This is a genomic window from Gracilibacillus alcaliphilus, from assembly GCF_016909015.1.
Lineage (GTDB): Bacteria > Bacillota > Bacilli > Bacillales > Amphibacillaceae > Gracilibacillus > Gracilibacillus alcaliphilus.
This window is the reverse complement of record NZ_JAFBFA010000001.1, coordinates 297,107-319,047: the sequence shown is the minus strand read 5'-3', so window position 1 is coordinate 319,047 and position 21,941 is coordinate 297,107. Positions and strand designations below refer to the sequence as shown.

Sequence of the window (21,941 nt, the reverse complement as noted above, 5' to 3'; positions counted from 1 at the left end):
TGAATGAAAATAGTTGCCCTTTATCGCTCAGTTATGTTATTGTTTATTTAATTCATTTGAGTTAAAAAAGAGGTGGCGTCTTATTAATCACACTATTCTCGATTATCAGTGGGAAATTTTTATTGGTCTGGAAATCTTGGGATTCTCAGCCCTTATCTTGTTCGGTGTGTTCAGGTATCTATTCAAAAAAATAAACCTGTCCAAAGCCTTTATTCTGAGTTTTGTCCTATTCATAGCCATTGAAGCCGTGCTGGCATGGTATGTTTTCAACCAAACTGGCGAAATATCTTCGTTTCAAATCATCGTGTGTATCTTTGTCTTATATGCGATAACATTTGGATGGAATGATTTTAAAAAGTTAGATCGTTGGATGCGAAAGAAAATCGACGCAGATAACTTATTGACAGAGGCAGATTATGAAGCAATTGAAAAACAAAAGGACCCGCGTTATCAAGCAAAATATTACTTGGCAACATGGTTTATTCATGTCCTTGTCTTTTTAGCTGTCCAAGGATTATTTTTCTATTTAAGCGGACTTACCTGGGAACAGGCACAGACCTATCTAACCAATTTTGATTGGATTGAAAGTGAAAGCTATCATACTACCCCCTACAGCAATTCATCCTTTCATTCTATTTCCATGATATGGGGAATTGTACTGGTTGTAGACACTATTGTTGCTGCTACTTACGTATTTCAAAAGAAAGATAAATAGAAACAATCCCAAAAGAACTTGTGCTAAACCTAAGTCAGAACTTTAAATTAAGGATAATAGTGTGTTGTCTAATTTGTTGTCTAATCTCTTTCCATAGAATAGGAGGACATAATGGATATTGATATTTGGATTTGGTCCTTTTTAATGATATTTATGCTCCACAACTTAGAAGAGATCATCACCATTGAAAGATGGTTTACGCATACCTATCCCCGAATTAAAGAACGTATTCCTTTATTTGCACAAAAAGAAATAGGGAATAGGAAGAGTACGACCGCCACCCAATTTGCTGTTGCAGTTATGGCAGTTTCTATTGTTGCTTGTTTGATTATTGTCCTAACTGCGGCTAGCCAGCACTATTTCTTATTTTTAGGATTCAATATGTTCTTTGCCCTTAATATGTTTACGCACCCTTTACAATCTGTTTTGTTAAGATGCTACACACCTGGAGTTTACACCAGTTTGTTTTTGATTATTCCTTATAATCTGTTTCTTTTCCCAAACCTCTATAAATCGGGGATGTTAACAGCCCCGTCTTTGGCAGCTGGCTTTGGCGTGATGCTATTATGTATACCATTATTTTTGCTGGGACATAAATTAGCTGAGAAATGGAAGGATTAGCTGTATTGCATAACCAAACCTGCTTTGACAGACTTACCCAATAAGTAATACTGTGTTATCTTATAAACAAGGCCAGCTATTGAGTAAAAACTTTAGGAGGTCGGAAAATGAAGGTTAAACGCATTGTTGCCAATATTGAAACATCTGATATTTCTAAAGCCAAGGATTTTTACGGGGACATACTTGAAATGGATTTATTAATGGATATGGGGTTTATTGCAACATACGGTTCAGATGAGAAAATGGAAACACAAATCAGCTTTCTTTCACAGGGAGGATCTGAAACTCCTGTACCTGATCTATCTATTGAAGTGGATGATCTTGAAGAAATATTAGCCCGTATCCAAAAAGCCGGAATTGCCATTGAATATGGGCCGGCTGAAGAACCATGGGGAGTTCGGCGCTTCTATGTCAGGGATCCATTTGGCAAGCTTGTCAATATTCTTATGCATCTATAGATGACCTATATTGGATATGTTGGATTATGCACAAAAGGAATCCATTTTGATCATTTTTTTCAAAGTGGATTCTTCTGATTATCTTTTTTTGTTGGGACTGGCATAAATTCCACCACCAACCAAAAAAAGAACTCCCTGAACTGCTATCCCTATTTCTTAAACCAAACCTTTACCTGAAACTCATTTCCTTGCAGAGCGGCAGCTACTTTGCCTCCTTGTCTATCAATCAGTTTCTGCACAATATGCAGCCCTAAACCAAGATGATCTCCTGTTCGACTCCGATCTATTCTAAAGCTTCGATCAAAAATTCGATCCAGATCACCCTGGTCAAATCCGCTAATATCATTTACTGCCTTTAATTGGACATACTCCCCATCCTCTGTTAATTGGATGGAAAAATAGCTTTCAGCATAATGTAAGGCATTTTGAATGATATTATTGATAATACGATCTGCTGCTTTTTTATCGGCCAAAACGGGAGGTACAACTTCCTCTTCCATCTCTATCTTTAACTGACGTTTCTCAAAATCACTGTAGAACATCAGCATCGTATCAACGACAGCTTGATCCAATAATACCTGTTCAATATGTAAAGGCAGATCAGCAGAGTCAATTTGCGACATTTCATAGAATAGATCCACTGTCATGGTCAGATTATCAATCTTCTTCTGAATAATCTCCAAAAATTCCTTCTTCTCTGTTTCTGATAAAGCTGGATCAGTTAATAGTTCAGAGAAACCCTTAATAGAGGTTAATGGTGTTCGCAAATCATGCGAAATATTGGTGATTTCTTGTTTTAGTTCTTTTTCCCTTTTTTGTGCCTGCTGCTGATCTTGCTTAAACATACGAATCAGCTGGTTGATTTTAGAAAGGAAGAGAAGCAGACTTTTACTATGTGTGTTGGTGCGAATCAACTCATTGGTACCAAAATTTTCAATAATATTCTCTAATTGGTTGGTCATTCTTCTCACATTCCAATGAAGAAACAGCAATATTCCAACACTGATCACTAGCAGTGAAGCAAGAATAAGGATAATCAACCAGCTGCTCATTGCTATTCACCCCTTCCTTATCAATCGATGTTTTGTTTAGTGAATTTCCTCGTTCCTATGAGTAAAGCAATGAAAGCAAGCACGATACCGGTAATCCAACAGCGATAATCAACGTATGCGGCTTGATCCATAAAATGATTTAAGTTATTCCTTAACAGAATATCTGGTCCGTACTTGTAAAGTTCATTCAGCCCGTTAATCGACCGGAAGATCATCCAAAACAATTCGCCAGAATAAGTAAATAGAACAAGCAGGAAAATGATGATGTACATCGTAGCAACCTTGAGCATTCTCATCATATGAATGATAGAAAAACCAGCAAATACAAGCGGAATCATATTGGACAGAGCGATCAAGAAATTCGCGATCGAGTTTTCCTCTTGGCTTAAAAGATTTTCTCCTAGACCAATGATTAAGAACAGACTGGCGATACATAGCAATAAAAAATAACTTAGAGTCAACATAAATTTAGTCCAAAAAATCGTCGTTCGTGAGATGCCAAAAGATATGGCTTGTTTAATCAGAGACATATCCTTGCCAGTCAGCATCAAATTAAACAGCATGGCGATGATAACAAGGAGTGTCCCGCTGCTAACCACATTCGAATACAAGAAACGGCTGGTTGCATAAGGAAAATCTGTTTCAAACTGATTAAAAAAATACAAGAGCAGTGCTGCCATTACTTGAAACAAAAGACAAATACCACTTGTCACATAGAGACTTGGTTTACGCAATAATCGATAGTGTTCACTTTTGATATAATTCATCATTGGATATCCTCCCCTACTAACCCTAAGAAAAATTCTTCCAGGTTAAGAGCTTCGAGACGAAACTCCATTACCACCAGTCCATTCTCGATAAAGAGGCGGTTAATATCACCAGCTTCTTCAATATGGTTCTGGATGGTTATGGTTTGATCCGGGAGAGCCTTATATCGAATATCGGCATATTTTCGTTCTAAAATTTGAGCTGCTTTGGCCGTATCATCCACTTTAATCTGAATTTGTTTTCTGCTTTTTTCATCTAATGCTGCTTTACTTAAATCCTCTACAATTTCACCATTTTTAATAAAAACAAATCGCGTTGCTAGTAATTGCAATTCTGTTAAAATATGACTGGAAATTAAAATTGTAATTTGTTTTTCTTGATTTAATTTCAGCAGAAGCCGGCGCATTTCTCTAATGCCTTCTGCATCTAAACCATTTATTGGCTCATCCAGTACTAAACAGTCTGGGCTGCTTAACAGGGAAAGAGCAATACCTAATCGCTGCTTCATACCCATCGAATAGTCTCGAAATCGTTTTTTCTTTTGCTTGGCCAATTCAACTGTTTGCAGTACTTCCTGCACACGCTGCTTTTCAACAACACCTCGCTGGATTCGAAAGTATTCTAAGTTTTGTACAGCTGTAAAATCCGGAAAAAAAGCTGGTGTTTCAATCATAAAGCCCATTCTTTTCTTGGCATCGGTCAAATCATTGCCTGAAATACCAAATAAGTGAATATCACCTGCAGTTGGTATTAGCTGCCCGGCCAGCATTTTAAAGATAGTTGATTTACCAGCCCCATTTTTTCCAATTAAGGCACAGATTTCTCCTTTTTCCACCACGAAATCCAGGGGTTTGATCACTTCCTCCTTTTTAAATGTCTTTGTCAATTGATTGGTTTGAATAACCGTATCCATCTTATGGACTCCTTCACTAAATATTTTTGATATCTTTAGTTTAGCTCAGGGGTCTTTAAAATCCTTTAAGCAAAATATAAAGAAATCGTAAAGAAAAACTTCATTCAATGGGGCTTTTTCAGCACTGAATGTTGGTCAGTTAGATTCCTATACTATGATAAAGAAACGAATTATACCAGCATAAACCCAATTCCCCAAACCGTTTTTATATATTCAGACGGAGTGATTTGGGCTATTTTTCTGCGCAGGTTTGAGATATGTACACTAATGGTATTATCGTCACCTACATACGTCCCCTTCCAAATTTTCTCATAAATCTCTCGTTTGGAAAAAGCTCGTTCTGGATGAGTTACCAATAAGTATAAGATGTCAAACTCGGCATTTGTCAGCTGCAATGCCTTGTTTTCTAGTATTACGGATAACTTATCTGGATTAATGGTCAAACCGCGCCACTGTTTTTCTGCCGTTTGTTTCATCTGTGTCACTGATTTTCGCAATTGCACTTCCACACGGGCTTCTACCTCTTTTTGATGAAAAGGTTTGGTGATATAGTCATCTGCCCCCATTTTCAACACTTGTACCTTATCCTCTATATCGACTTTGGCTGAAATCACTATAATAGGGACACTGCTTTCTTCTCGAACCTGTGTGATAAATTCTTCGCCACTTATACCCGGCAGCATCAAATCCAACAGGATTAAATCAAATGAATGGTTTTGCAGCTGCAGCAAGCCTTCTGTACCTGAATAAGCTGCAATTGGTATCATACCTGCCTTTGTCAAAATGACATGCAGCAGTTTGCTAATTTCTTGATCATCTTCAACGATTAAAATGTTTTTTCCTGCTTCCAATCTTACCGCTCCTCTTTTTAATATGGTATACACCTGCTAGCAGTCTAAAAATAAAGATTTAGTATGACAGCTAGCTTGTTGCGTATGATACGTATACTTATGTATAAAGGACAAAGCCTGTTAACTGATCTGTAAATTTTTTAAAAAGTATAATATCAAGTCATCATCGTTGACACATGGTGCATAAGGATCCAGCGGTTTCCCTTTATACCAAGCTCCCGTCCCATCCGGGATATAGCCGCGTTTAATACATTCTTTGCGCAGAACCATATCCACTATGCAGCCCCACTGCTAAAGAAACAAAATTACTTTGTGCTTGGGCAAGTCCTTCTGTCACATCCATCAATTTACTGCCAATCCCTCTATTTTGATATTTCATTAATACATTGAAATCTACTATTTCAGGAATGTTTTTTCCAGAAAATGGCCCTTCCACTGCCTTATCCAGTAACGTCACATATCCAGCTGGCTGATGATTTACTTCTGCCACAACAACTGTTCGAGTCTTGTTCTTTTGTTCGATATAGTAGCTATGAAATAACTCGTATGGCTTATGCCATTGCTGTTGAGCAAAAGCTTCGACAAATTTTTCTATATCCGTTTCCATCATCGAACGAATCAATAACTGATTATCTCCGCTGAAATAATTCATTTATTACATCCCCTTCTTCTTATCTCAGTGCAAACGTTTCTTATGCCTGGATATATCACTTGATTGATAACATGATACGAACAATAAGCTTAGTCATCATTATTCCAGATTTCCGTCTTTTTCACAATAGCCTACTATAACCTCTACACACTTCCTCTTACACAGCATATTTCTTTGGATCGAATCAAGATTATTTTCTTTTATCTTGAAAAAAACATAAAATACCGCTACAATTAGTACCAAGTATTAATACTAGGTTCCAAAAAGGAGTGAAGTACATGTTGGGTGCAAGAATAACCGCTATCGGGACATATGTACCTGAAAAACGGTTAACCAATTTTGATTTAGAGCAGATGGTGGATACAAGTAACGAGTGGATTATCCAACGAACAGGAATTCAAGAACGTCGAATAACCCGTGAAGATGAATTTACCAGTGATTTGTGCGTAGCAGCAGTAGAAGATTTGATGCGCAGATATAATAAGACAGTAAGTGATGTTGATATGATTATCGTGGCAACAAGTACACCGGATTTTCCATTTCCTTCTGTCTCGAGTATTATACAGAACCGATTAAACATACCTCAAAAAGGTGCAATTGATCTAAGTGCAACATGTGCAGGCTTTGTCTATGCCATACATTCCGCTCATAGTTTCATTGCTTCTGGTCTTCATCACAAGGTACTTGTTATTGGAGCAGAAAGTTTATCAAAAATAACAGATTATACCGACCGAAGCACCTGTGTTTTATTCGGTGATGGTGCAGGAGCAGTGTTAGTGGAACGAGATGATACATCTGACAGCTTTATCGGCTTTCATCTGGGGAGTGATGGCAGCGGAGCACAGCATGTTTATCGTACTGGTTTATCTAAGCAGGTCAATGAAATCGAATTGATAGACACACAGTACCTCGTACAAAATGGCAGGGAGGTTTTCAAATGGGTGGTAAGAAATATTCCTGATAGTATAGAAAATCTCTTAGAAAAAACACAAACAAATTTGGATCAAGTGGATTGGTTTATTCCACACAGTGCAAACCTGCGGTTAATTGAGCCAATTTGCGAAAAAATAGGCTACCCAATTGAGAAAACACTGTATAGTTTGGTTCATTTTGGTAACACCTCTGCCGCCTCCATTCCTTTAGCACTTGACTTGGGAATCCGTGATGGAAAAGTAAAAAATAATGATCGTTTACTGATGTATGGATTTGGCTCAGGCTTGGTACACGCAGGACAGCTCCTGCAATTAAATCTTGACTCGCAAGTTGAAGCACCTACCCCGCTGTAGTGTGCCCACAAATAATAACAAGTGTGAACTGTGTTCGTGGTAATAAGCAACACTGCTCGTAGATTAAGTTATAACCTTAGAGGATCTGGGGATCTATACTAACAATTGTTTATGAAGATCATCCCCATGTCCTCTCTCATTTAGTTTTTCACGCAATAAGAACTTCTTTTTCTAACTTAGAACAAGAATTTAAGATGATTGAATCCATAATAATCTCTACCTTATGTCATTCAAGTTCACTATTCTTCAAACTTTACATAAACAATATCTGCTTCTCCCCTCTAGTGAGGATCACATTTGCTTCTTGATCATTTTTATCCATTCTACAGAAATATCGTGAGGGATTTTTGTTTTTGTAATTGTTTGATTGCCGTAGTTTATTTTCAGAATCGGGGCGGGAATTTCCTCTACCCTAACCACCTCTATTTCATTTTTTCCATAGGGAGAATGGCTGATCATTAACTGCGTTTCTTCTATAGAAGCTAAGGAAAATTTCACTGGATACCAAGCCAATACTACAATAACTAGCAGCCCTAACATAACAACCCAAAGAAAACAGCCAATTTGAGTTTTGTGTTTCGTCCTTTGCTGTTCTTGTTCTGCCCAATGATCCTCGTTTCATTCCATTTTAAGCTCCTTTCTATCCTTACAGTTGTTAGTATGTTGTGATTTCCAGATGCAGTTATATGCAAGCATTCCATGGAAAGCAGTCTGATTTATCGCTTGTTATACTTTTGGTTTATTCGCTTAGAGAAAGTCTCCATCACTTCTTCCATCATTGAAATCATAAATCTCGTATATCATACGGAATTCCTTTCCACTATACAGTAAGGTATTTTCACTTTTTCTTTCGATTTTTTAATCACGAGGTTAAAGGCTTGTTCACCGATTTTCGTTAACTGGTGATCCACTGTTGATAGTCCCAGACCAATTCCGGCTGGTTGATTTTCTTGGCCAATAATGGCTAGATCATCAGGAACTTTTATTTGTTGTGACTTTGCATATACATATATTCCGCCACCCACTTCATCTCCATTAGCATAGATAGCAGTTGGTCTTTCTTGTAATTGTAAAAATAATTTTGCAGCTGCATAACCGTCTTCTAAGGATTGACAATCTGAGATATGATAGCCAGATGGTATTTCACCGAACACTTCCTGATAAGCAAGAATGATTTGCTGTGTGCTGTTGCTTGTCAGTCGAGCTGTTGTGAAAGCTACTGCGCGGTGTCCTCTGCTTTTTAATAATTGCAGTGCCTCTACAAAAGAGGCATACCGGTCGGTATAGGAACAGCCTATTTCCAAGTGTGGTGTATATTCGCAAGATATAATCGGACCAAAATCACTGTACGGAATAATTGTCTCCCAGTCGTTTGCTCTGGAGGTGATAATGATGCCATCAAACTGTCTGCTTTTCAATTTTTGTAAATAGGCTATTTCTCTCTCTTTATGATATTGTGAAGGAAGTACAGTTATCAAATAATCATTTTCTGAAGCCTTCGTTAAAATCCCATTTAATAGCTGATCAAATGCCGTATTGTTATTATAAGGAAGAATCACACCTATGTTTCTGGTTTCACCTCGAATTAAATCAATTGCATGCTTATTAGGCGTATAGTTTAATTCTTCAATAACTCTTAATACTGCTTCTCTTTTGTCACTAGCCACATACTTATAGTTGTTAAGTACTCTGGAAACAGTAGAAACAGATACACCAGCATGCTTAGCAATATCACTTATATTCGTCATAACACCGCTCCTCTATCTGGACATCAGGGAAATCAAGCATTGAATGTTTGAAATTTTTTTATAAAATCAGGCAGATTGCCATTATACGTCCATTTTACCGTAATTTTATGTTCTCCGACAATGAATGTAGATTGATCTACAGCTTGCACTTCTTCTCCAAACCACAGCGATTCTTCCGTATTTATAAATCGATTGCATTTTACATACAATCGTTTATTAGTCAACAATAAATCTCCAAAATAGAACGTTTGCATGCCATCAAAGCTTTCGAATAACCCTGTTAATGTCGACAGTACTTTTTCACCTTGATAAAGATTCATTCTTCCATTCATTTGTTTTCCTCCTTGTATTGGAATGTAGCTTATTTTTACTCTAATGGATGAAATGGATTTCAAGTCAAGGAGAAAATTAAAACGAATATCGCTGCCTCTCAATGGGAGGTTATAGACAATTACAGCGAAAAAAAAATATAAGAGCGGCCCTCACACTAATCAGTGAAGATCGCTCTTGTCTAAAGTATTAAAATGATTACATTATTCCCTTACTGTACCATCTATATCTCGCTAAGCTGTTGATATGCATGGTGTGATATAAGTTTGTTTAAGTAGCTCTCTTACTCGAAAGACTCTCGTTTTAACGGCCGCCTTGCTAATCTGCAGACGTTGCGCAATTTGCTGATCATTGCAACCTAACCTGAATTTCAATTGAAACACCCGCAGCAATTTCGGATATTTGCTCATAGACTGTTCCAGTTCCTCCAACAGCAAGGAGTAATTCAAGCACTCTTCCACAAAATTATTGGCATAAAGTGCCATCTCTTCTATCCAGCTGGCTTCTTGAAACAAATACACATAAGACCGCTTCTCTTTGCGGAGTTGATCAATAGCTGTTCTTGTGGTAATGGTTTTTAGCCATGGGCCAAGCTTTTCCACCTGGGCAATTGCTTCTTCCCCTTGTTTTAAGACCTTGATCCATGTCTCTTGGACAATGTCCTCTGCAATCTGTTTATCCTTCACCATTTGAAACGCAGTAATATACATCATCGTTTGAAATTTATCTACTATTCGTTCAAATTTAGTTCTATCTGCCACAGTTCTTCTCCTCCCTGATATTTTTTCATTTGGATGAGTGCCTTTTCATTTATATCTATAGTCTATCTCTTATGTCTTACATTTATCTTTCCACGACCTTACATTTTTCTTAATTTTTCACACATCCCATTAAAAATCATGTGGCAGCTACAGTAGTTACTTACGTTTAACTTTCAAACGTTGTATTATGGGTTAAAGTTTAAATGCGATTGCAGCAGTGCTTTTTTCTCTTCTACATCTGCTGGATCCAGTTGATAGTAATAAGATTCACCCCAGACATCTGTTCCTTCCAACGTATAAGTTTCGATATTTATATCACCAGTAATACCATATGAAACAAAGCTCTTCATCTCATCAAAAGTCATATTGGTAGTCATATTCTCACCAACAGCTGTCATCAGTCCATCCACTTTTAATACGGTCTGAAAGGAAGCTGCCTTATCCATCATTGCCTTCATTATTTCCTGCTGTCTTTTCCCGCGTTCAATATCATTATCTTGTTTTCTTGTTCTGGCCAGTGCCAGTGCTTCTTCCCCATTTAGGACTTGCTTGCCAGGCATTAAATGAATAGCATCTGCTTTATCACGGGAATCTTGTTCACTGATTTCATAAGGTACTTCCACTTCTATTCCGCCTAAGGTGTCGACGACTCCTACAAAGGCATCAAAGTTGATTTTTACAAAGTAATCAACCGGAATATCCAATAAGTTCTCTACTGTTTCCATCGTGGCCTTTGGTCCACCCCAAGCATGGGCATGGTTAATCTTGGATTCATAACCCACTTCAGGGATAAATACATAGGTATCGCGCGGGATGCTTAATAATTTCACACTTTTTTCATCTTTATTCAATGTAGCAAGGATCAGTGCATCGGAACGTCCGTTTGATTCATTATTTCTCTTCTCACTTTCATCCACTCCAATAAACAAGATCGACACATCATCTATATTGGGATCTACTTTGTCACTTCTTAGTGCAGATTGATCCCGGCCATCATCTTCATAAGAGGAAGATACAATATCTTCTGCCTTATGAACAAGAAAAAATACATAAGAACCTATCCCGCCCACTATGATAAACAACAACAAGAACCATATAGTCCATTTGTTTCTTTTTTTGGTCTTTCGCTTAGCTACTCGTGATTTTGTGTCTGCCATACTGAACTCCCCTTAAACATCTAGATAGTTAGTAGTTAGTATACACATAGTAGCCTATTTCAGCCAGTCATTCTACTTCTATCTGTACTTCGCCGGTCAATTCTGTTCCCTTTATATAAAGATACTCCCAGCCGCCTTTTAGTTCCAGGTTTATCACATGAATAACATCAACAGCTTATTAACGACTTACAGAATTGTATCATTGCATGTAATCACTGCTATGATGCATGCTTAAAAGAAGATGATATACAATAAAGGCAAGTTGCGCCGATCGGACAGGGAGTGTACAGAAATCTGCTCCTATCTAGCACAACCTCTATGCCAAGATACACCTTTTACTTCTGATCTAGCTTCTGTTTGTGCTCTTACATTGCTTAATTTGGGTAAACTCTGTTGCGTTAAACAAAATATATGTAGCCTGGCACCTTTGGAACTACGGTGCCAGGCTATTTTAAGCTGTTGCTGTGAGACTTCCATCAATAGAAATGTTTTTTATATTCTCTATTACAGCAGACTAAATGACCTGCTCTCCATTTTGTTAATCAGATACGTAAACAATACTATGCTGTGATTCGGGATTGTCTAATTGATCCATCGCACATGCAGCCAGATCAGCATGTGATACTCGCCCTTTACTTTTAGGTATTGGCTGATTTATGCCTATTCTGTATTTGTCTGTTTTTACACCTTTTGTTAATCTGGGCGGCCGGATAATGGTCCAATCGACTTCTGATTGATAAACTTTCTGCTCCATACGCTGCATATCATCATATAGGTTGAAAAATATTTTCCATAGTATCGACAGAATGAGTCGGTCTTTAAACGATGCTTCTTGTTTCGATTTAAGGGTTTCTGCAGATAAACAAATAAGTCGGTTAACTCCGCTTGTTTGCATTTCATGAATAATGTTTTCTATTCCTTGCGAATAGACGGTTGTTGGTTCCTGGTGACTGGCACCCAACATAGAAAACACCGCATCTGACTCCGTCATGGTGTTTTGAATGACAGCCGGATTGAGCACATCTCCTTTTCTAATCTCAAGCTGTGTACCAGATAGCTTTAATTTCCCCTTTAATTTTTCCGGGCTGCGTACGACAGCAACTACTTTATGTCCATCAAGGAGCAGCTGTTCTACTAATTGAATTCCTGTATCACCGCTAGCACCAAAAACGGTTAGTTTCATCATCAACACCTCTATTTGTTAGTTATTGATAACTAACATTTATTTCAAGAATTTTTCAAGCGCAGAACTTCAGAGAAGCTATTGAACAATTAGGGTGGCTGTCATATCGTTATGACCTTCCCCACAAGGGATAGAACATCTAATCACATACTCACCAGCTTCTAGTGTAGTAATCATGGAACCATCTCCATCTATTGAGATATCTGTACCTTCCACCTCAATACCATGATAGCCTTCTTCATTAGAGAGATGAACGGCTATTTCTCCAGCTGAGACAGTATATGCTTCTTGGTCAAATTCCCAATTAGAAGCTTGAATATTTACGATTTCTGTCTCTTCATTTATTTCCTCTTCGGCTGCATTATTCCCGCTTCCACAGGAGGCTATTAGCATCAATGCAAGCAATAATAGCGTAACCAGTATCTTATGCATCTTCATTCCCTCCCTCCATTTTTTTATGATGACTTTGCAAACCTGCTATACATTCTTGTTTAACCTGCTCACTTTTTGTATGATGATCACTATCAACCAAAAGAGAACCAACGCAATAACCGGGTGTATAGCACCTATACCTGGAACATGAACACTGACATACTGAAGTGGAACAATAAGGAGAAATAACCCTGTAACCTGCCATTGTATACGCTTGGACAACTGTCCCATAAAGGCCAGCACTAACATGAGGATAGGGATAAACTGAAACCAAATAGCGAATGTGGTGTGATATGCCCAATAGGAATGGTTTGTAAAAATAGCCAAACCAGCAAGAAAGGTTTGCACTGTGATACATACTGCAAATATCCATGCTAAAATAAGAAAAAAACGTCTGGAATACTGAATTTTGTCAGCTTGATTTGACAATTTCTCACCTCCTTTCACTGTTTTTTAATTCCATGGCAAAATGTTCTCACACTATTTGCTATAAACTCTTCCTTGGCCATATTGATAAACCTCTTTTCCCATAAAGCGGTGGACATAAAAAAACTAAACAGCATCGCTAAGAACATGGAAGCTTGCGTATAGGAATCTAACGTCATCATTTTTCCCTTGGCCTGCATTTGATCAAAATATTCTGTAATGGCTACTTTTAATTGTTCTGTGTGATCAGAAATTAAATCCGCTAATTCCGGCAGTGTAAAACGTTCTTGAATGGCAATTAAACAAATAGACTCATTTCCTTCCATTACATCCAGATAGGCATGAGCGATCAGTGACAAATCCTGTTCCAGTTCCCATGTGATATGTTTCGTAAAGGTATGTTTAAAGCTAGGAACCACTTTATTTTTTTCAATCGCTGCTTCTAGCACCCCTTTTTTTGTTTCAAAGTGACGAAATACGGTCATTTCACTTACATTGGCTGCATCAGCTATTTCCTTTATAGTAACTAAATTAAAGCCCTTATCCTTCATCAACTGAAGAGCTGCTTGAAGAATCCGGTCGGCTGTGCTTATTTTCTGTTCATGCATTACATCTGCCCCCTAAATGATTGTTAGTGGTAACTAACATTTGTTATATGTTATTTTATCTGTTTACCACTCCTATGTCAATCAAATCTAATTTCCTCGAAAAATAAGCACCATACCAAGTAAGTGGCATAGAGATTATTTAGTCTCGAATTGTAAAATCCCTGATAGAATACGGAATGAATTAGAGTTATATCAACACCATATCTTGGTCCGGTCAACTTTCGGGAAGTGATCTTTTTCTTAAATGGCTTTCCCCTATTTCATGGACTATACCTCTCCATTTGCTGATGAAAATATTCTTGGGTTCATTCCCCTTGTTTGTAATTTCTCTATTTCCTCTTATTCTGACTTATTTCTTTTCTACTAAAAGAGATATCGGTGGAGCTATTTTCATGGGTCAGGCCGGTCCAGCAGAAGCTGCCCCTGCATTTAAAAATCCATTTGCCTTAGCTTGGAAAACCCATCGAGGCATGCTTATCGGATGGGCTGTCACTGTCATTCTTTACATTGGAGCATTTGCAGCTGTATCTCCCAGCATATCTGGAGAAATCAGTTCACTGCTTGCAGAAATCACGGGAGATAATTGGATGGTTGAGATACCGTTAGGCTTACTTTTTGTCAGCATTGGCATTTACATCATGTCTCTTTTTATTGGTCTATATTCATTAATTGCTTTAAATGGCTTGAAGAAAGAGGAAATGGATGGCCGTAACGAAATTATTCTAGATAAACAAGTGAATAGAAAATCTTATATGATGAGCTTTACCCTTGTTGGATTGTGTGGTTCAGCCCTTTTGCTTACTCTGATGGGAGTCATCGGAGGCCTTATTTATAGTGCTGTATCTTGGAACTGGGGAAGTGAATTTTGGCAGATTTTGATCATGGGTGTTATTAAAATTTCAGCTGTATGGACCCGTATTGGAGTATTCAGCCTGCTATATGGTTTCATACCAAAAATATCAGCCCTGTCCTGGGGGCTGTGAGGATTGTTTAGTTTGTTAGAGGTGGTATGGGAAAGCGGTCTTATCGATTGGTCGATCATGCAATTCTCTCCTTTTGCATTTTCACATTATACGATACCAGTCGAGAATCTGTCTGTAGCAGCATTCGTTATTATTGATTATTTTTATTTCTTTCCAAAAGATAGATAGACTGATTCCCTGACATCTGCAACCTTTTCCCTTTTTTCGCTATCTTTTGGAATAGAACATACACTTCCTTATGGCTAGCGGAAGAAATAGGCGGAGACTCTCCTAGATGATCGCAGACTAAAAACCTCGACGTTCTGTCGCAACGCCTGCACTTGCACGTCCTGAGCATCGAAGCGCAGTGGGAAGACCCCGCAAGAAAAGGGCTCTTCTTTTCTGAGGAGGCTGAGCGCAAGCCCATGGAACGCGGAGCCTATTTCTGGAGCGATTACACGCCCATTTTTTATGCTTTCTTATATATTTAAAAACTCAACTTATCGCCAATGTTGGCGATAAGTCGGTATAGGCCACTAATATAAATGCTGATACTACGAAAATATGTGCTGAGTTTTCTTACGTTTAGACTATTTATATTTAGGTTTCCTTTTTTAACTTATGATTCATTCAACACAGAAGATTCTGCTGAAGGAAGTCTTGTTGTCTTTTTTGATTACTCCGCCATATTTCCTGCCGCAATAGAAAGTCGATTCCAGCTGTTAATTTGATTAATCAGTACAATTAAATCCAGATACTCTTTCTCGGTATAATATTGACGCACATGTTGGTATAAATGATCAGAGACATGGCTTTCTGAGATAAGCGTAATTTGTTCGGCTAATTCCAAAGCAGCCTTTTCTTTGTCAGAATAAAACATACAATCTCTCCACGCACTAATACAATAAAGACGTTGTTCGGTTACGCCGATCTGTCTTGCCTCTGCCGTGTGCATATTGATGCAAAATGCACAGCCATTTATTTGTGAGGCACGGATTTTCACTAATTCTTGAACTGTTCTGTCGATACTGCTTTTTCTCGTATACTTTTCTATCTCCCTCATCATTCTCACTGCTTCAGGTGCAAGTTCAAAATAATTCATTCGCTGTGTCATATACGTTTCTTCCTCCTTTATTTAGATCAACTTTTTGTTTTCAAAAAAGCTGGCAGATTTCACTCCGCACATTAAAGATCGAATTAATCATGGATTAATTTAATCGACGATTAATATTATCTATAATATAGACTTATTTTTAGCTTTTGTCAAATTAATTTTGCTTACTTTTTTCAGAAATATGTTACTATACAGGTATATGCAACACGCTTAAGCAATCTCTCAGTTTTAGAAGTAGGTGAAATGATGAAATATAGTGTTATGGTGGAGTATGCACTGCATAGTCTTGTTTATCTTATAGATGTGCCTGAAGAGGACAGTATTGGCATAAAAAAGCTAGCTGAGTTTCAAGGACTGTCCGAAACATATCTATCGAAAGTATTTGGCAAATTGGCGAAAGCAGGAATTGTCAGTTCGGTACCTGGGGTAAAAGGGGGATATCGGCTTCAAAAAAATCCAAAAGATATTTCCTTTTGGGATGTGATCCAAGCGATTGAGGGACACAAGCCAATATTTCAATGTAAGAATATCAGAGAGAATTTTGCCTACCGGCGTGATAAGACATGTGATTCCTGTGATGTACATTCGATCTGTACAATTAATAAGGTCATGCTTGAGGCAGAACAGCAGATGCGTGATTATTTAAGCAGTAAAACGCTGGCTTGGTTAAATGAAGATTTGAAAGATCACTTGCCAAGCGAACGAATAGAAGCAGCAAAGGCCTTCTTTACGTAAAATTATTTAAAGAAGGCCTAGACACGGTTTATATCTATGCTTCCTTTTTCAACTTATGATTCATTGCGGTCTGTACCTTGCTGCGTTTATCAGTTATACCGTACCAGTAGGCAGCTCCAATAAAGACAGCACCTCCTACAATATTACCAAGTGATACAGGTATTAAATTAGCGAATAAACCAGCAAAGGTCACTGTTTCTGGATGAGGGACCATTAAAGCAAGAGATAACAAAGTCATATTGGCAACACTGTGTTCAAAACCAGTTGTAATAAAGGCAAATAAACACCAGAAGATCATGATTAGTTTCGCCGTCTCATCTTTCAGCTTAAAGGAACACCATACGGCTAAACAGACTAGAATATTACAAAGAATACCTCGAACAAACAATTCCATAAATGGGGCATTCATCTTAGTACTTGCTGCAGAAGTGATGTAATTAGCTGTTTCACCTGCAGCCAGACCAGAATAAAAGAATAGTGCAGCTACCAAAACAGAACCGGCAAAATTACCAAGATAACTATACATCCAAATGTTCCCCGCGTCTAAAGCAGTCGTCTTTTTCGTTAAAAAACCGATGGTCATCGTCATATTATTACCTGTAAAAAGATCAGCACCAGCCATGATCACCAGACTCAAGGCGATACCGAAGGAAATTCCCATAATAATTTTAGTTCCAGGAAAATTATATGGCTCTAACAAACCGCCGATGGTAAAGATTAATACAATACCAAGCCCGACAAATAAACCGGCAAGCATTGCCAAGATAAAATATTTGCTTTTACTAGTCTTTAGTTGATTTACTTTGGAAACGGCAGTGTTGCTTAATGTTGTTATTGTTTCCATCACTGTGAATTCCTCCTATACTCGATGTGTCAGGCATTCCACATCTTCCCCTTGTTGATGTTGCATCACTTACACCGTTATATATACATAGCCATTGTCAACTTCTGCTGTATAGGTTGGTACAGCACCATCATCCGGCTTTTGCACCTCGCCAGTGTTTAAAGAAATTTTCCAGTTTTGCAAAGGGCAAAAGACAAATTCTCCAGAGACAATCCCTTCGGCTAATGGCCCATTTGTATGCGGACACCTGCTGCCAATTGCTCGAACTTCTCCGTTACTTAGCTGAAAAAGAGCGATAGATTTGCCATTCACATGCACTTCTTTGCCAATTTGCTTTGGCAGATCTTCTAATTTCATAATCTTCACTTTTTCTTTGGTAGCTCCCATATGATAACCTCCTACCTTAAATGAACCAAAGCACAGTGTCAGATAAAGAGCTTGTTGTGCTTATTTTTTAATAATTTCAAACAGCTCTTTTTGTTTTTGATCTTGAAGAGCACTTGCCCAAGCTTCTTCATATGTGGCTTTTGCTTGATTAAAACGCTCTACCAGTTCAGCATGTTGTACTTTATCCAATAACGCAATCTTAATGTTGTCTAAGCCGATTCTCTCTACCCATGGTGCTGTTCTTTCGTTATAAATACCTGTTTCACGATAATATTGTGTAAAGGCTTTTGCCATCATTATCACTTCCTCTTCCGTTGCCACAGTGATAAACGTGTCACCTTCACGAACTTCTGTCCCGCCATTTCCTCCTAGATACAGCTGATAACCATTTTCCACACATACTACTCCAAAGTCTTTCGTTAACACTTCTGCACAATTACGCGGACAACCAGATACACCCATCTTCATCTTATGCGGCGTATCGACCATTTCGATTTCCTGTTCCAGTCTAATACCTAATCCTAGGGAATCTTGCGTACCAAAGCGGCAAAAACGGGAGCCGACACAAGATTTAACATTACGGAGTGATTTAGAGTAAGCATAGCCAGAGCGCATGCCAAGATCCTCCCACACACGTGGTACATCTTCCTTCTTCACTCCATATAAACCAACACGACTGGCACCTGTGATTTTAACTAATGGCACATTGTATTTGTTGGCTACTTCGCCTAATCGAATAAGGTCATCACCTGTAGTAGTACCGCCATACATCCGTGGAACAACCGAGAAGGTACCATTATTCTGGATATTTCCATTCATCCGCTCATTGACAAAACGAGAGGCTTTATCATCCTCATATTGCTCTGGCATAAGCATTCTCATATAGTAGTTAAGAGCAGGACGACAAGTTGGACACCCTTCTTCATTCTTAAATTTGAGCACATGGCGCACCTCTTTTGGAGATTGCAGCCCTTTTTCTTTGATTTCAGCCACTACTTCATCACGTGTTAACGGTGTACATGGGCACATACCTGGTTTCTCCGCTTCTGGATCAAAGCCATCACCTAATGTATGGGCAAGGATGGCTTCCACAACTCCCCGGCATTTCCCGCAAGAAGAACCAGCTTTAGTACAGGTCTTTACTTCTTCGTATGTCTTTAAATCTTGTTCTAAAATGCTCTGTACAATCGCACCTTTGGTAACACCATTACAGCCACAGACTGTTTCTTCTGCGCTCATATCGGTAATCATTTCATCCAATGTATCTTCTCCAGCCTTTTGAAGAACTGCGGCACTAGTAAATCCGCTTATATCTGTACCTTTTTTCAACATACTAAACAATCTGGTTCCGTCAGACGCATCGCCGTACAGTACGACACCAACCACCTTGTTATCAGTGACAAGTATCTTTTTATAAACACCTGCAAACTGATCGTGAACAATAATAGCTTCCGTCTGGTCATCTTCCGCAATTTTGCCTCCTGAGAACAAATCACAGCCTGCTACTTTTAATTGTGTAGACAGGATACTTCCTTGATATCCATTTGTCTCGCTATTGGTTATATGTTCAGCAAGGGTAATTCCTTGTTCATATAACGGAGCAACTAAACCGTAAGTAATGCCATTGTGTTCCGCACATTCACCTACTGCATAAATAGCAGGGGCAGATGTTTGCATATACTCATTAACGACAATACCTCGATTGACTTGCAGTCCGGCGTGTTTTGCCAATTGGATATTAGGTTTAATTCCAACAGCCATCACAACTAGGTCACACTCGACAGAAGTTCCGTCAGAAAAATGAATTCCTTCTACTCGCTCGTTACCATAAATCTCGGTTGTTTGCTTTTCCATTAAAAACTGCATCCCCTGAGCTTCTAGATCCTTTTTTAACATCTTGGCTGCAGAAGGATCTAATTGCTGTTCCATTAAACTGGATAGTAAGTGGACTACTTGCACATCCATTCCCTGATCCATTAAACCTCGAGCAGCTTCTAATCCAAGTAAACCACCACCAATGACTATAGCCTTTTTATATTGTCTGGCAGCTTCCAGCATCAATTCCGTATCTTCGATATTTCGAAAACCAATAACACCTTCCAAACCGCTTCCAGGCACCGGGAGAATAAAGGCACTAGAACCGGTAGCAATAATTAATTCATCGTAAGAAACGTGTTTTCCCTGATCGGTGATTACTTCTTTTTCTGTCGGATTAATTTCGGTAACTCTCTCCCCGGTAAATAGTGTAATATTATGATCGTCATACCATTGCCAATCATTAATATGGATATCAGAAATCTCTGTCTTTCCTTGTAAAACATGTGAGAGCATGATTCTGTTATAGTTTGGATAATGTTCATCACCTATAATTGTTATCTTAAACATTTCACTATTTCTCTTCAAAATTTCTTCGATGCACCTAACTCCAGCCATCCCATTACCAATCATTACCAAATTCCGTTTCATGTTATCTCCCTCCATTTAATGTGATCTATTTCACAAATATATGTGAAATTATTCACAATATAAGATAAAAAAATAAGGTCTTCTTTATATAGTTATATAATAGCATATCACCTTTGTGCATGTTGTGGAAATTTATAAACATTTTGTGTCAAAATTAACAGCTTCTTTATCATGGTGTTGTCGCCCGTAAGACCTCATTTCCAGACTTAGAGAGGTTGCTAAGCAGAAGTATAACGGACGCAAACACCCTGACAAGGCTCATCCATTATTATGGGATGAAGATAACAGTCTTGCTTTTTCTATTTTGTTCTCTACTTGTCTAACCAAGGTTTCCATTAGTTTCCCTGCAGGTTGTTGTTTACATAAACGCGGATTTTGGCCGCACCATAATGACATCCATTCTGGCCGGTGTTGCTTAGCTGCTTCACTTCGGATACCTTGAGTCAGCGTATGCTGAATCGGATAAGGCGGCAGGTCCTTTTGATATTTTTCCATTTGTTGAATAAATTCGTTCCGGATGCCTCTTGCTGGTTTTCCACTAAAGACAGAAGTAACCGTCAATTCATCTTCTTTACTGTGTAAAACCATTTCTTTGTGCTGCTTATTTACCCCACTTTCTATGCTGGTCAGGAATGCTGTACCGATTTGAACTCCTTGCGCTCCCAAAACTAATGCTGCGAGGACACCTCTTCCATCCGAAATACCTCCTGCTGCGATCACGGGAATATTCACTTGATCAACAGTTTGCGGAATAAGTGCCATCGTTCCAATCATGGCCTCTTCAAACGCACCCGTGAATGTACCGCGATGTCCTCCTGCTTCACTTCCTTGCATAACTACCATATCCATGCCATTTTCTTGGTTGATTTTTGCCTCTTCCACTGTTGTGGCCGTTCCGATCATCACGATATTTTTCTCCTTCAATTGTTGGATAAACTTTTTGGGCAGGATTCCAAATGTAAAACTACAGCTGGGAACATGCTCTTCCACCAGAACGTTGATTTGCTTTTCAAAAACTGCTGTACTTATTTTTTCTACAGTTGGGATTTCCGATATAGCTAAAGCTTCTCGAAAAGAACGAAGCCTGTCATTTGCTCTGTCTACTTCTGTATCAACTATATCCGGTGTTTCTGGTATGAAAAGATTTACCCCAAACGGTTTATCTGTTAGTTGTCTGATCTGTCGGATTGCCTCGCGAATTTGTGACGGGCTCATATATCCAGCACCAAGCGTTCCAAGCCCCCCTGCCTCGGAAACAGCTGCCACTAATTCAGGTGTTGTGACTCCTCCGGCCATTCCAGCTTGAATAATTGGATAGGTAATACCCAATTTTTGTGTTAGTTCATTTTCATTCCACATTATGATTCCTCCAATTTTCCCTTGATATATTATCGCTCTCCTCTATGGTATCACATTTGTACAAACTGGAATTGTTATTAACTATAATCATAATGTGAGACTGACATGAGCGC

The 21,941-nt window shown here is 38.5% G+C and carries 27 protein-coding genes; 8 read left to right on the top strand and 19 right to left on the bottom strand.

Translation table 11 applies throughout. The annotated features are described in order from the left end of the window. Nucleotides 1-13 precede the first annotated feature (13 nt). From JOD18_RS01710 to JOD18_RS01700, 3 genes are all read left to right on the top strand, one after another. Complete coding sequence (locus JOD18_RS01710) at nucleotides 14-715, top strand: hypothetical protein (RefSeq protein ID WP_204667140.1); 702 nt, start codon at nucleotides 14-16, stop codon at nucleotides 713-715. Nucleotides 716-826: 111 nt separating this feature from the next. Beyond that, complete coding sequence (locus JOD18_RS01705; protein ID WP_204667139.1) at nucleotides 827-1,336, top strand: HXXEE domain-containing protein; 510 nt, start codon at nucleotides 827-829, stop codon at nucleotides 1,334-1,336. Nucleotides 1,337-1,443: 107 nt separating this feature from the next. Beyond that, entirely contained in the window at nucleotides 1,444-1,794 is a 351-nt protein-coding gene (locus JOD18_RS01700) for a VOC family protein (RefSeq protein ID WP_204667138.1), read from the top strand. 149 nt (nucleotides 1,795-1,943) lie between these two features. Here the strand turns inward: JOD18_RS01700 and JOD18_RS01695 are convergent, their stop codons facing one another. The 5 genes from JOD18_RS01695 to JOD18_RS01675 form a co-directional block, all read right to left on the bottom strand. Then, the gene (locus JOD18_RS01695) at nucleotides 1,944-2,846 is read right to left on the bottom strand and encodes a sensor histidine kinase (protein ID WP_204667137.1); all 903 of its coding nucleotides are present in this window, start codon (nucleotides 2,844-2,846) and stop codon (nucleotides 1,944-1,946) included. 20 nt (nucleotides 2,847-2,866) lie between these two features. Beyond that, nucleotides 2,867-3,616 (bottom strand): ABC transporter permease, encoded by a 750-nt coding sequence (locus tag JOD18_RS01690; RefSeq protein WP_204667136.1) that lies wholly within the window; start codon nucleotides 3,614-3,616, stop codon nucleotides 2,867-2,869. Then, a complete protein-coding gene (locus JOD18_RS01685) occupies nucleotides 3,613-4,527 on the bottom strand; it encodes an ATP-binding cassette domain-containing protein (RefSeq protein ID WP_204667135.1) in 915 nt (304 codons plus the stop codon). Before JOD18_RS01685 ends, JOD18_RS01690 begins: the two co-directional genes overlap by 4 nt. 170 nt (nucleotides 4,528-4,697) lie before the next feature. After that, the gene (locus JOD18_RS01680; RefSeq protein ID WP_239587845.1) at nucleotides 4,698-5,378 is read right to left on the bottom strand and encodes a response regulator transcription factor; all 681 of its coding nucleotides are present in this window, start codon (nucleotides 5,376-5,378) and stop codon (nucleotides 4,698-4,700) included. Between the two features lie 244 nt (nucleotides 5,379-5,622). Then, nucleotides 5,623-6,030, bottom strand: a complete 408-nt coding sequence (locus JOD18_RS01675) for a GNAT family N-acetyltransferase (protein ID WP_204667134.1) — start codon at nucleotides 6,028-6,030, stop codon at nucleotides 5,623-5,625. A 278-nt stretch (nucleotides 6,031-6,308) separates the two neighbouring features. On the opposite strand from JOD18_RS01675, the gene JOD18_RS01670 reads away from it, so the two are divergent. Then, nucleotides 6,309-7,316, top strand: coding sequence for a ketoacyl-ACP synthase III (locus tag JOD18_RS01670; RefSeq protein ID WP_204667133.1), 1,008 nt, complete (start codon nucleotides 6,309-6,311; stop codon nucleotides 7,314-7,316). 291 nt (nucleotides 7,317-7,607) lie between these two features. Here the strand turns inward: JOD18_RS01670 and JOD18_RS01665 are convergent, their stop codons facing one another. The 5 genes from JOD18_RS01665 to JOD18_RS01645 form a co-directional block, all read right to left on the bottom strand. Further along, nucleotides 7,608-7,856 carry a hypothetical protein gene (locus JOD18_RS01665; RefSeq protein ID WP_239587844.1) on the bottom strand — a complete coding sequence of 83 codons (249 nt, stop codon included), beginning with the start codon at nucleotides 7,854-7,856 and terminating at the stop codon, nucleotides 7,608-7,610. A gap of 260 nt (nucleotides 7,857-8,116) precedes the next feature. Continuing rightward, nucleotides 8,117-9,064, bottom strand: a complete 948-nt coding sequence (locus tag JOD18_RS01660; RefSeq protein ID WP_204667132.1) for a LacI family DNA-binding transcriptional regulator — start codon at nucleotides 9,062-9,064, stop codon at nucleotides 8,117-8,119. Between the two features lie 32 nt (nucleotides 9,065-9,096). Beyond that, nucleotides 9,097-9,396, bottom strand: coding sequence for a hypothetical protein (locus JOD18_RS01655; protein ID WP_204667131.1), 300 nt, complete (start codon nucleotides 9,394-9,396; stop codon nucleotides 9,097-9,099). A 231-nt stretch (nucleotides 9,397-9,627) separates the two neighbouring features. Further along, nucleotides 9,628-10,155: an RNA polymerase sigma factor gene (locus JOD18_RS01650; protein WP_338029473.1), complete on the bottom strand. Its 528-nt coding sequence runs from the start codon at nucleotides 10,153-10,155 to the stop codon at nucleotides 9,628-9,630. A gap of 185 nt (nucleotides 10,156-10,340) precedes the next feature. Beyond that, nucleotides 10,341-11,312, bottom strand: a complete 972-nt coding sequence (locus tag JOD18_RS01645; protein WP_204667130.1) for an LCP family protein — start codon at nucleotides 11,310-11,312, stop codon at nucleotides 10,341-10,343. A gap of 177 nt (nucleotides 11,313-11,489) precedes the next feature. Between JOD18_RS01645 and JOD18_RS25105 the strand changes: the two genes are divergently transcribed. Further along, complete coding sequence (locus JOD18_RS25105) at nucleotides 11,490-11,567, top strand: four-helix bundle copper-binding protein (RefSeq protein ID WP_476702395.1); 78 nt, start codon at nucleotides 11,490-11,492, stop codon at nucleotides 11,565-11,567. Between the two features lie 283 nt (nucleotides 11,568-11,850). On the opposite strand, the gene JOD18_RS01640 is transcribed toward JOD18_RS25105, so the two are convergent. The 4 genes from JOD18_RS01640 to JOD18_RS01625 form a co-directional block, all read right to left on the bottom strand. Further along, nucleotides 11,851-12,498 carry an NAD(P)-dependent oxidoreductase gene (locus JOD18_RS01640; protein WP_204667129.1) on the bottom strand — a complete coding sequence of 216 codons (648 nt, stop codon included), beginning with the start codon at nucleotides 12,496-12,498 and terminating at the stop codon, nucleotides 11,851-11,853. A 75-nt stretch (nucleotides 12,499-12,573) separates the two neighbouring features. Continuing rightward, nucleotides 12,574-12,927, bottom strand: coding sequence for a cupredoxin domain-containing protein (locus JOD18_RS01635; protein ID WP_204667128.1), 354 nt, complete (start codon nucleotides 12,925-12,927; stop codon nucleotides 12,574-12,576). Nucleotides 12,928-12,972: 45 nt separating this feature from the next. Next, complete coding sequence (locus JOD18_RS01630) at nucleotides 12,973-13,356, bottom strand: DUF6220 domain-containing protein (RefSeq protein ID WP_204667127.1); 384 nt, start codon at nucleotides 13,354-13,356, stop codon at nucleotides 12,973-12,975. A gap of 14 nt (nucleotides 13,357-13,370) precedes the next feature. Then, nucleotides 13,371-13,961: a TetR/AcrR family transcriptional regulator gene (locus JOD18_RS01625; RefSeq protein ID WP_204667126.1), complete on the bottom strand. Its 591-nt coding sequence runs from the start codon at nucleotides 13,959-13,961 to the stop codon at nucleotides 13,371-13,373. Between the two features lie 392 nt (nucleotides 13,962-14,353). On the opposite strand from JOD18_RS01625, the gene JOD18_RS01620 reads away from it, so the two are divergent. Next, complete coding sequence (locus JOD18_RS01620) at nucleotides 14,354-14,944, top strand: hypothetical protein (RefSeq protein WP_204667125.1); 591 nt, start codon at nucleotides 14,354-14,356, stop codon at nucleotides 14,942-14,944. A gap of 3 nt (nucleotides 14,945-14,947) precedes the next feature. Further along, nucleotides 14,948-15,112: a hypothetical protein gene (locus JOD18_RS01615; protein WP_204667124.1), complete on the top strand. Its 165-nt coding sequence runs from the start codon at nucleotides 14,948-14,950 to the stop codon at nucleotides 15,110-15,112. A 487-nt stretch (nucleotides 15,113-15,599) separates the two neighbouring features. Here JOD18_RS01615 and JOD18_RS01610 read toward each other — a convergent pair whose 3' ends face one another. Next, entirely contained in the window at nucleotides 15,600-16,037 is a 438-nt protein-coding gene (locus tag JOD18_RS01610; RefSeq protein ID WP_204667123.1) for a carboxymuconolactone decarboxylase family protein, read from the bottom strand. A 246-nt stretch (nucleotides 16,038-16,283) separates the two neighbouring features. Here JOD18_RS01610 and JOD18_RS01605 point away from each other — a divergent pair, with 246 nt between their 5' ends. Further along, on the top strand, nucleotides 16,284-16,772 hold the full coding sequence (locus JOD18_RS01605; RefSeq protein ID WP_204667203.1) for an RrF2 family transcriptional regulator: 489 nt from the start codon (nucleotides 16,284-16,286) through the stop codon (nucleotides 16,770-16,772). A gap of 34 nt (nucleotides 16,773-16,806) precedes the next feature. Here JOD18_RS01605 and JOD18_RS01600 read toward each other — a convergent pair whose 3' ends face one another. From JOD18_RS01600 to JOD18_RS01585, 4 genes are all read right to left on the bottom strand, one after another. Then, entirely contained in the window at nucleotides 16,807-17,616 is an 810-nt protein-coding gene (locus JOD18_RS01600) for a formate/nitrite transporter family protein (RefSeq protein WP_204667122.1), read from the bottom strand. Nucleotides 17,617-17,685: 69 nt separating this feature from the next. Next, on the bottom strand, nucleotides 17,686-18,003 hold the full coding sequence (nirD, locus tag JOD18_RS01595; protein WP_204667121.1) for a nitrite reductase small subunit NirD: 318 nt from the start codon (nucleotides 18,001-18,003) through the stop codon (nucleotides 17,686-17,688). A 60-nt stretch (nucleotides 18,004-18,063) separates the two neighbouring features. Beyond that, complete coding sequence (nirB, locus tag JOD18_RS01590; RefSeq protein ID WP_204667120.1) at nucleotides 18,064-20,469, bottom strand: nitrite reductase large subunit NirB; 2,406 nt, start codon at nucleotides 20,467-20,469, stop codon at nucleotides 18,064-18,066. Nucleotides 20,470-20,727: 258 nt separating this feature from the next. Continuing rightward, nucleotides 20,728-21,828 carry an NAD(P)H-dependent flavin oxidoreductase gene (locus tag JOD18_RS01585; RefSeq protein WP_204667119.1) on the bottom strand — a complete coding sequence of 367 codons (1,101 nt, stop codon included), beginning with the start codon at nucleotides 21,826-21,828 and terminating at the stop codon, nucleotides 20,728-20,730. Nucleotides 21,829-21,941: the final 113 nt, after the last annotated feature.

Coding starts and splice junctions, on each gene's coding strand:
- JOD18_RS01705 (WP_204667139.1), top strand. CDS start 827: ATGGATATTGATATTTGGATTTGGTCCTTTTTAATGATATTTATGCTC.
- JOD18_RS01700 (WP_204667138.1), top strand. CDS start 1,444: ATGAAGGTTAAACGCATTGTTGCCAATATTGAAACATCTGATATTTCT.
- JOD18_RS01695 (WP_204667137.1), bottom strand. CDS start 2,846: ATGAGCAGCTGGTTGATTATCCTTATTCTTGCTTCACTGCTAGTGATC.
- JOD18_RS01690 (WP_204667136.1), bottom strand. CDS start 3,616: ATGATGAATTATATCAAAAGTGAACACTATCGATTATTGCGTAAACCA.
- JOD18_RS01685 (WP_204667135.1), bottom strand. CDS start 4,527: ATGGATACGGTTATTCAAACCAATCAATTGACAAAGACATTTAAAAAG.
- JOD18_RS01675 (WP_204667134.1), bottom strand. CDS start 6,030: ATGAATTATTTCAGCGGAGATAATCAGTTATTGATTCGTTCGATGATG.
- JOD18_RS01670 (WP_204667133.1), top strand. CDS start 6,309: ATGTTGGGTGCAAGAATAACCGCTATCGGGACATATGTACCTGAAAAA.
- JOD18_RS01665 (WP_239587844.1), bottom strand. CDS start 7,856: ATGTTAGGGCTGCTAGTTATTGTAGTATTGGCTTGGTATCCAGTGAAA.
- JOD18_RS01660 (WP_204667132.1), bottom strand. CDS start 9,064: ATGACGAATATAAGTGATATTGCTAAGCATGCTGGTGTATCTGTTTCT.
- JOD18_RS01655 (WP_204667131.1), bottom strand. CDS start 9,396: ATGAATGGAAGAATGAATCTTTATCAAGGTGAAAAAGTACTGTCGACA.
- JOD18_RS01645 (WP_204667130.1), bottom strand. CDS start 11,312: ATGGCAGACACAAAATCACGAGTAGCTAAGCGAAAGACCAAAAAAAGA.
- JOD18_RS01640 (WP_204667129.1), bottom strand. CDS start 12,498: ATGATGAAACTAACCGTTTTTGGTGCTAGCGGTGATACAGGAATTCAA.
- JOD18_RS01635 (WP_204667128.1), bottom strand. CDS start 12,927: ATGCATAAGATACTGGTTACGCTATTATTGCTTGCATTGATGCTAATA.
- JOD18_RS01625 (WP_204667126.1), bottom strand. CDS start 13,961: ATGCATGAACAGAAAATAAGCACAGCCGACCGGATTCTTCAAGCAGCT.
- JOD18_RS01620 (WP_204667125.1), top strand. CDS start 14,354: ATGGGTCAGGCCGGTCCAGCAGAAGCTGCCCCTGCATTTAAAAATCCA.
- JOD18_RS01610 (WP_204667123.1), bottom strand. CDS start 16,037: ATGACACAGCGAATGAATTATTTTGAACTTGCACCTGAAGCAGTGAGA.
- JOD18_RS01605 (WP_204667203.1), top strand. CDS start 16,284: ATGAAATATAGTGTTATGGTGGAGTATGCACTGCATAGTCTTGTTTAT.
- JOD18_RS01600 (WP_204667122.1), bottom strand. CDS start 17,616: ATGGAAACAATAACAACATTAAGCAACACTGCCGTTTCCAAAGTAAAT.
- nirD (WP_204667121.1), bottom strand. CDS start 18,003: ATGGGAGCTACCAAAGAAAAAGTGAAGATTATGAAATTAGAAGATCTG.
- nirB (WP_204667120.1), bottom strand. CDS start 20,469: ATGAAACGGAATTTGGTAATGATTGGTAATGGGATGGCTGGAGTTAGG.
- JOD18_RS01585 (WP_204667119.1), bottom strand. CDS start 21,828: ATGTGGAATGAAAATGAACTAACACAAAAATTGGGTATTACCTATCCA.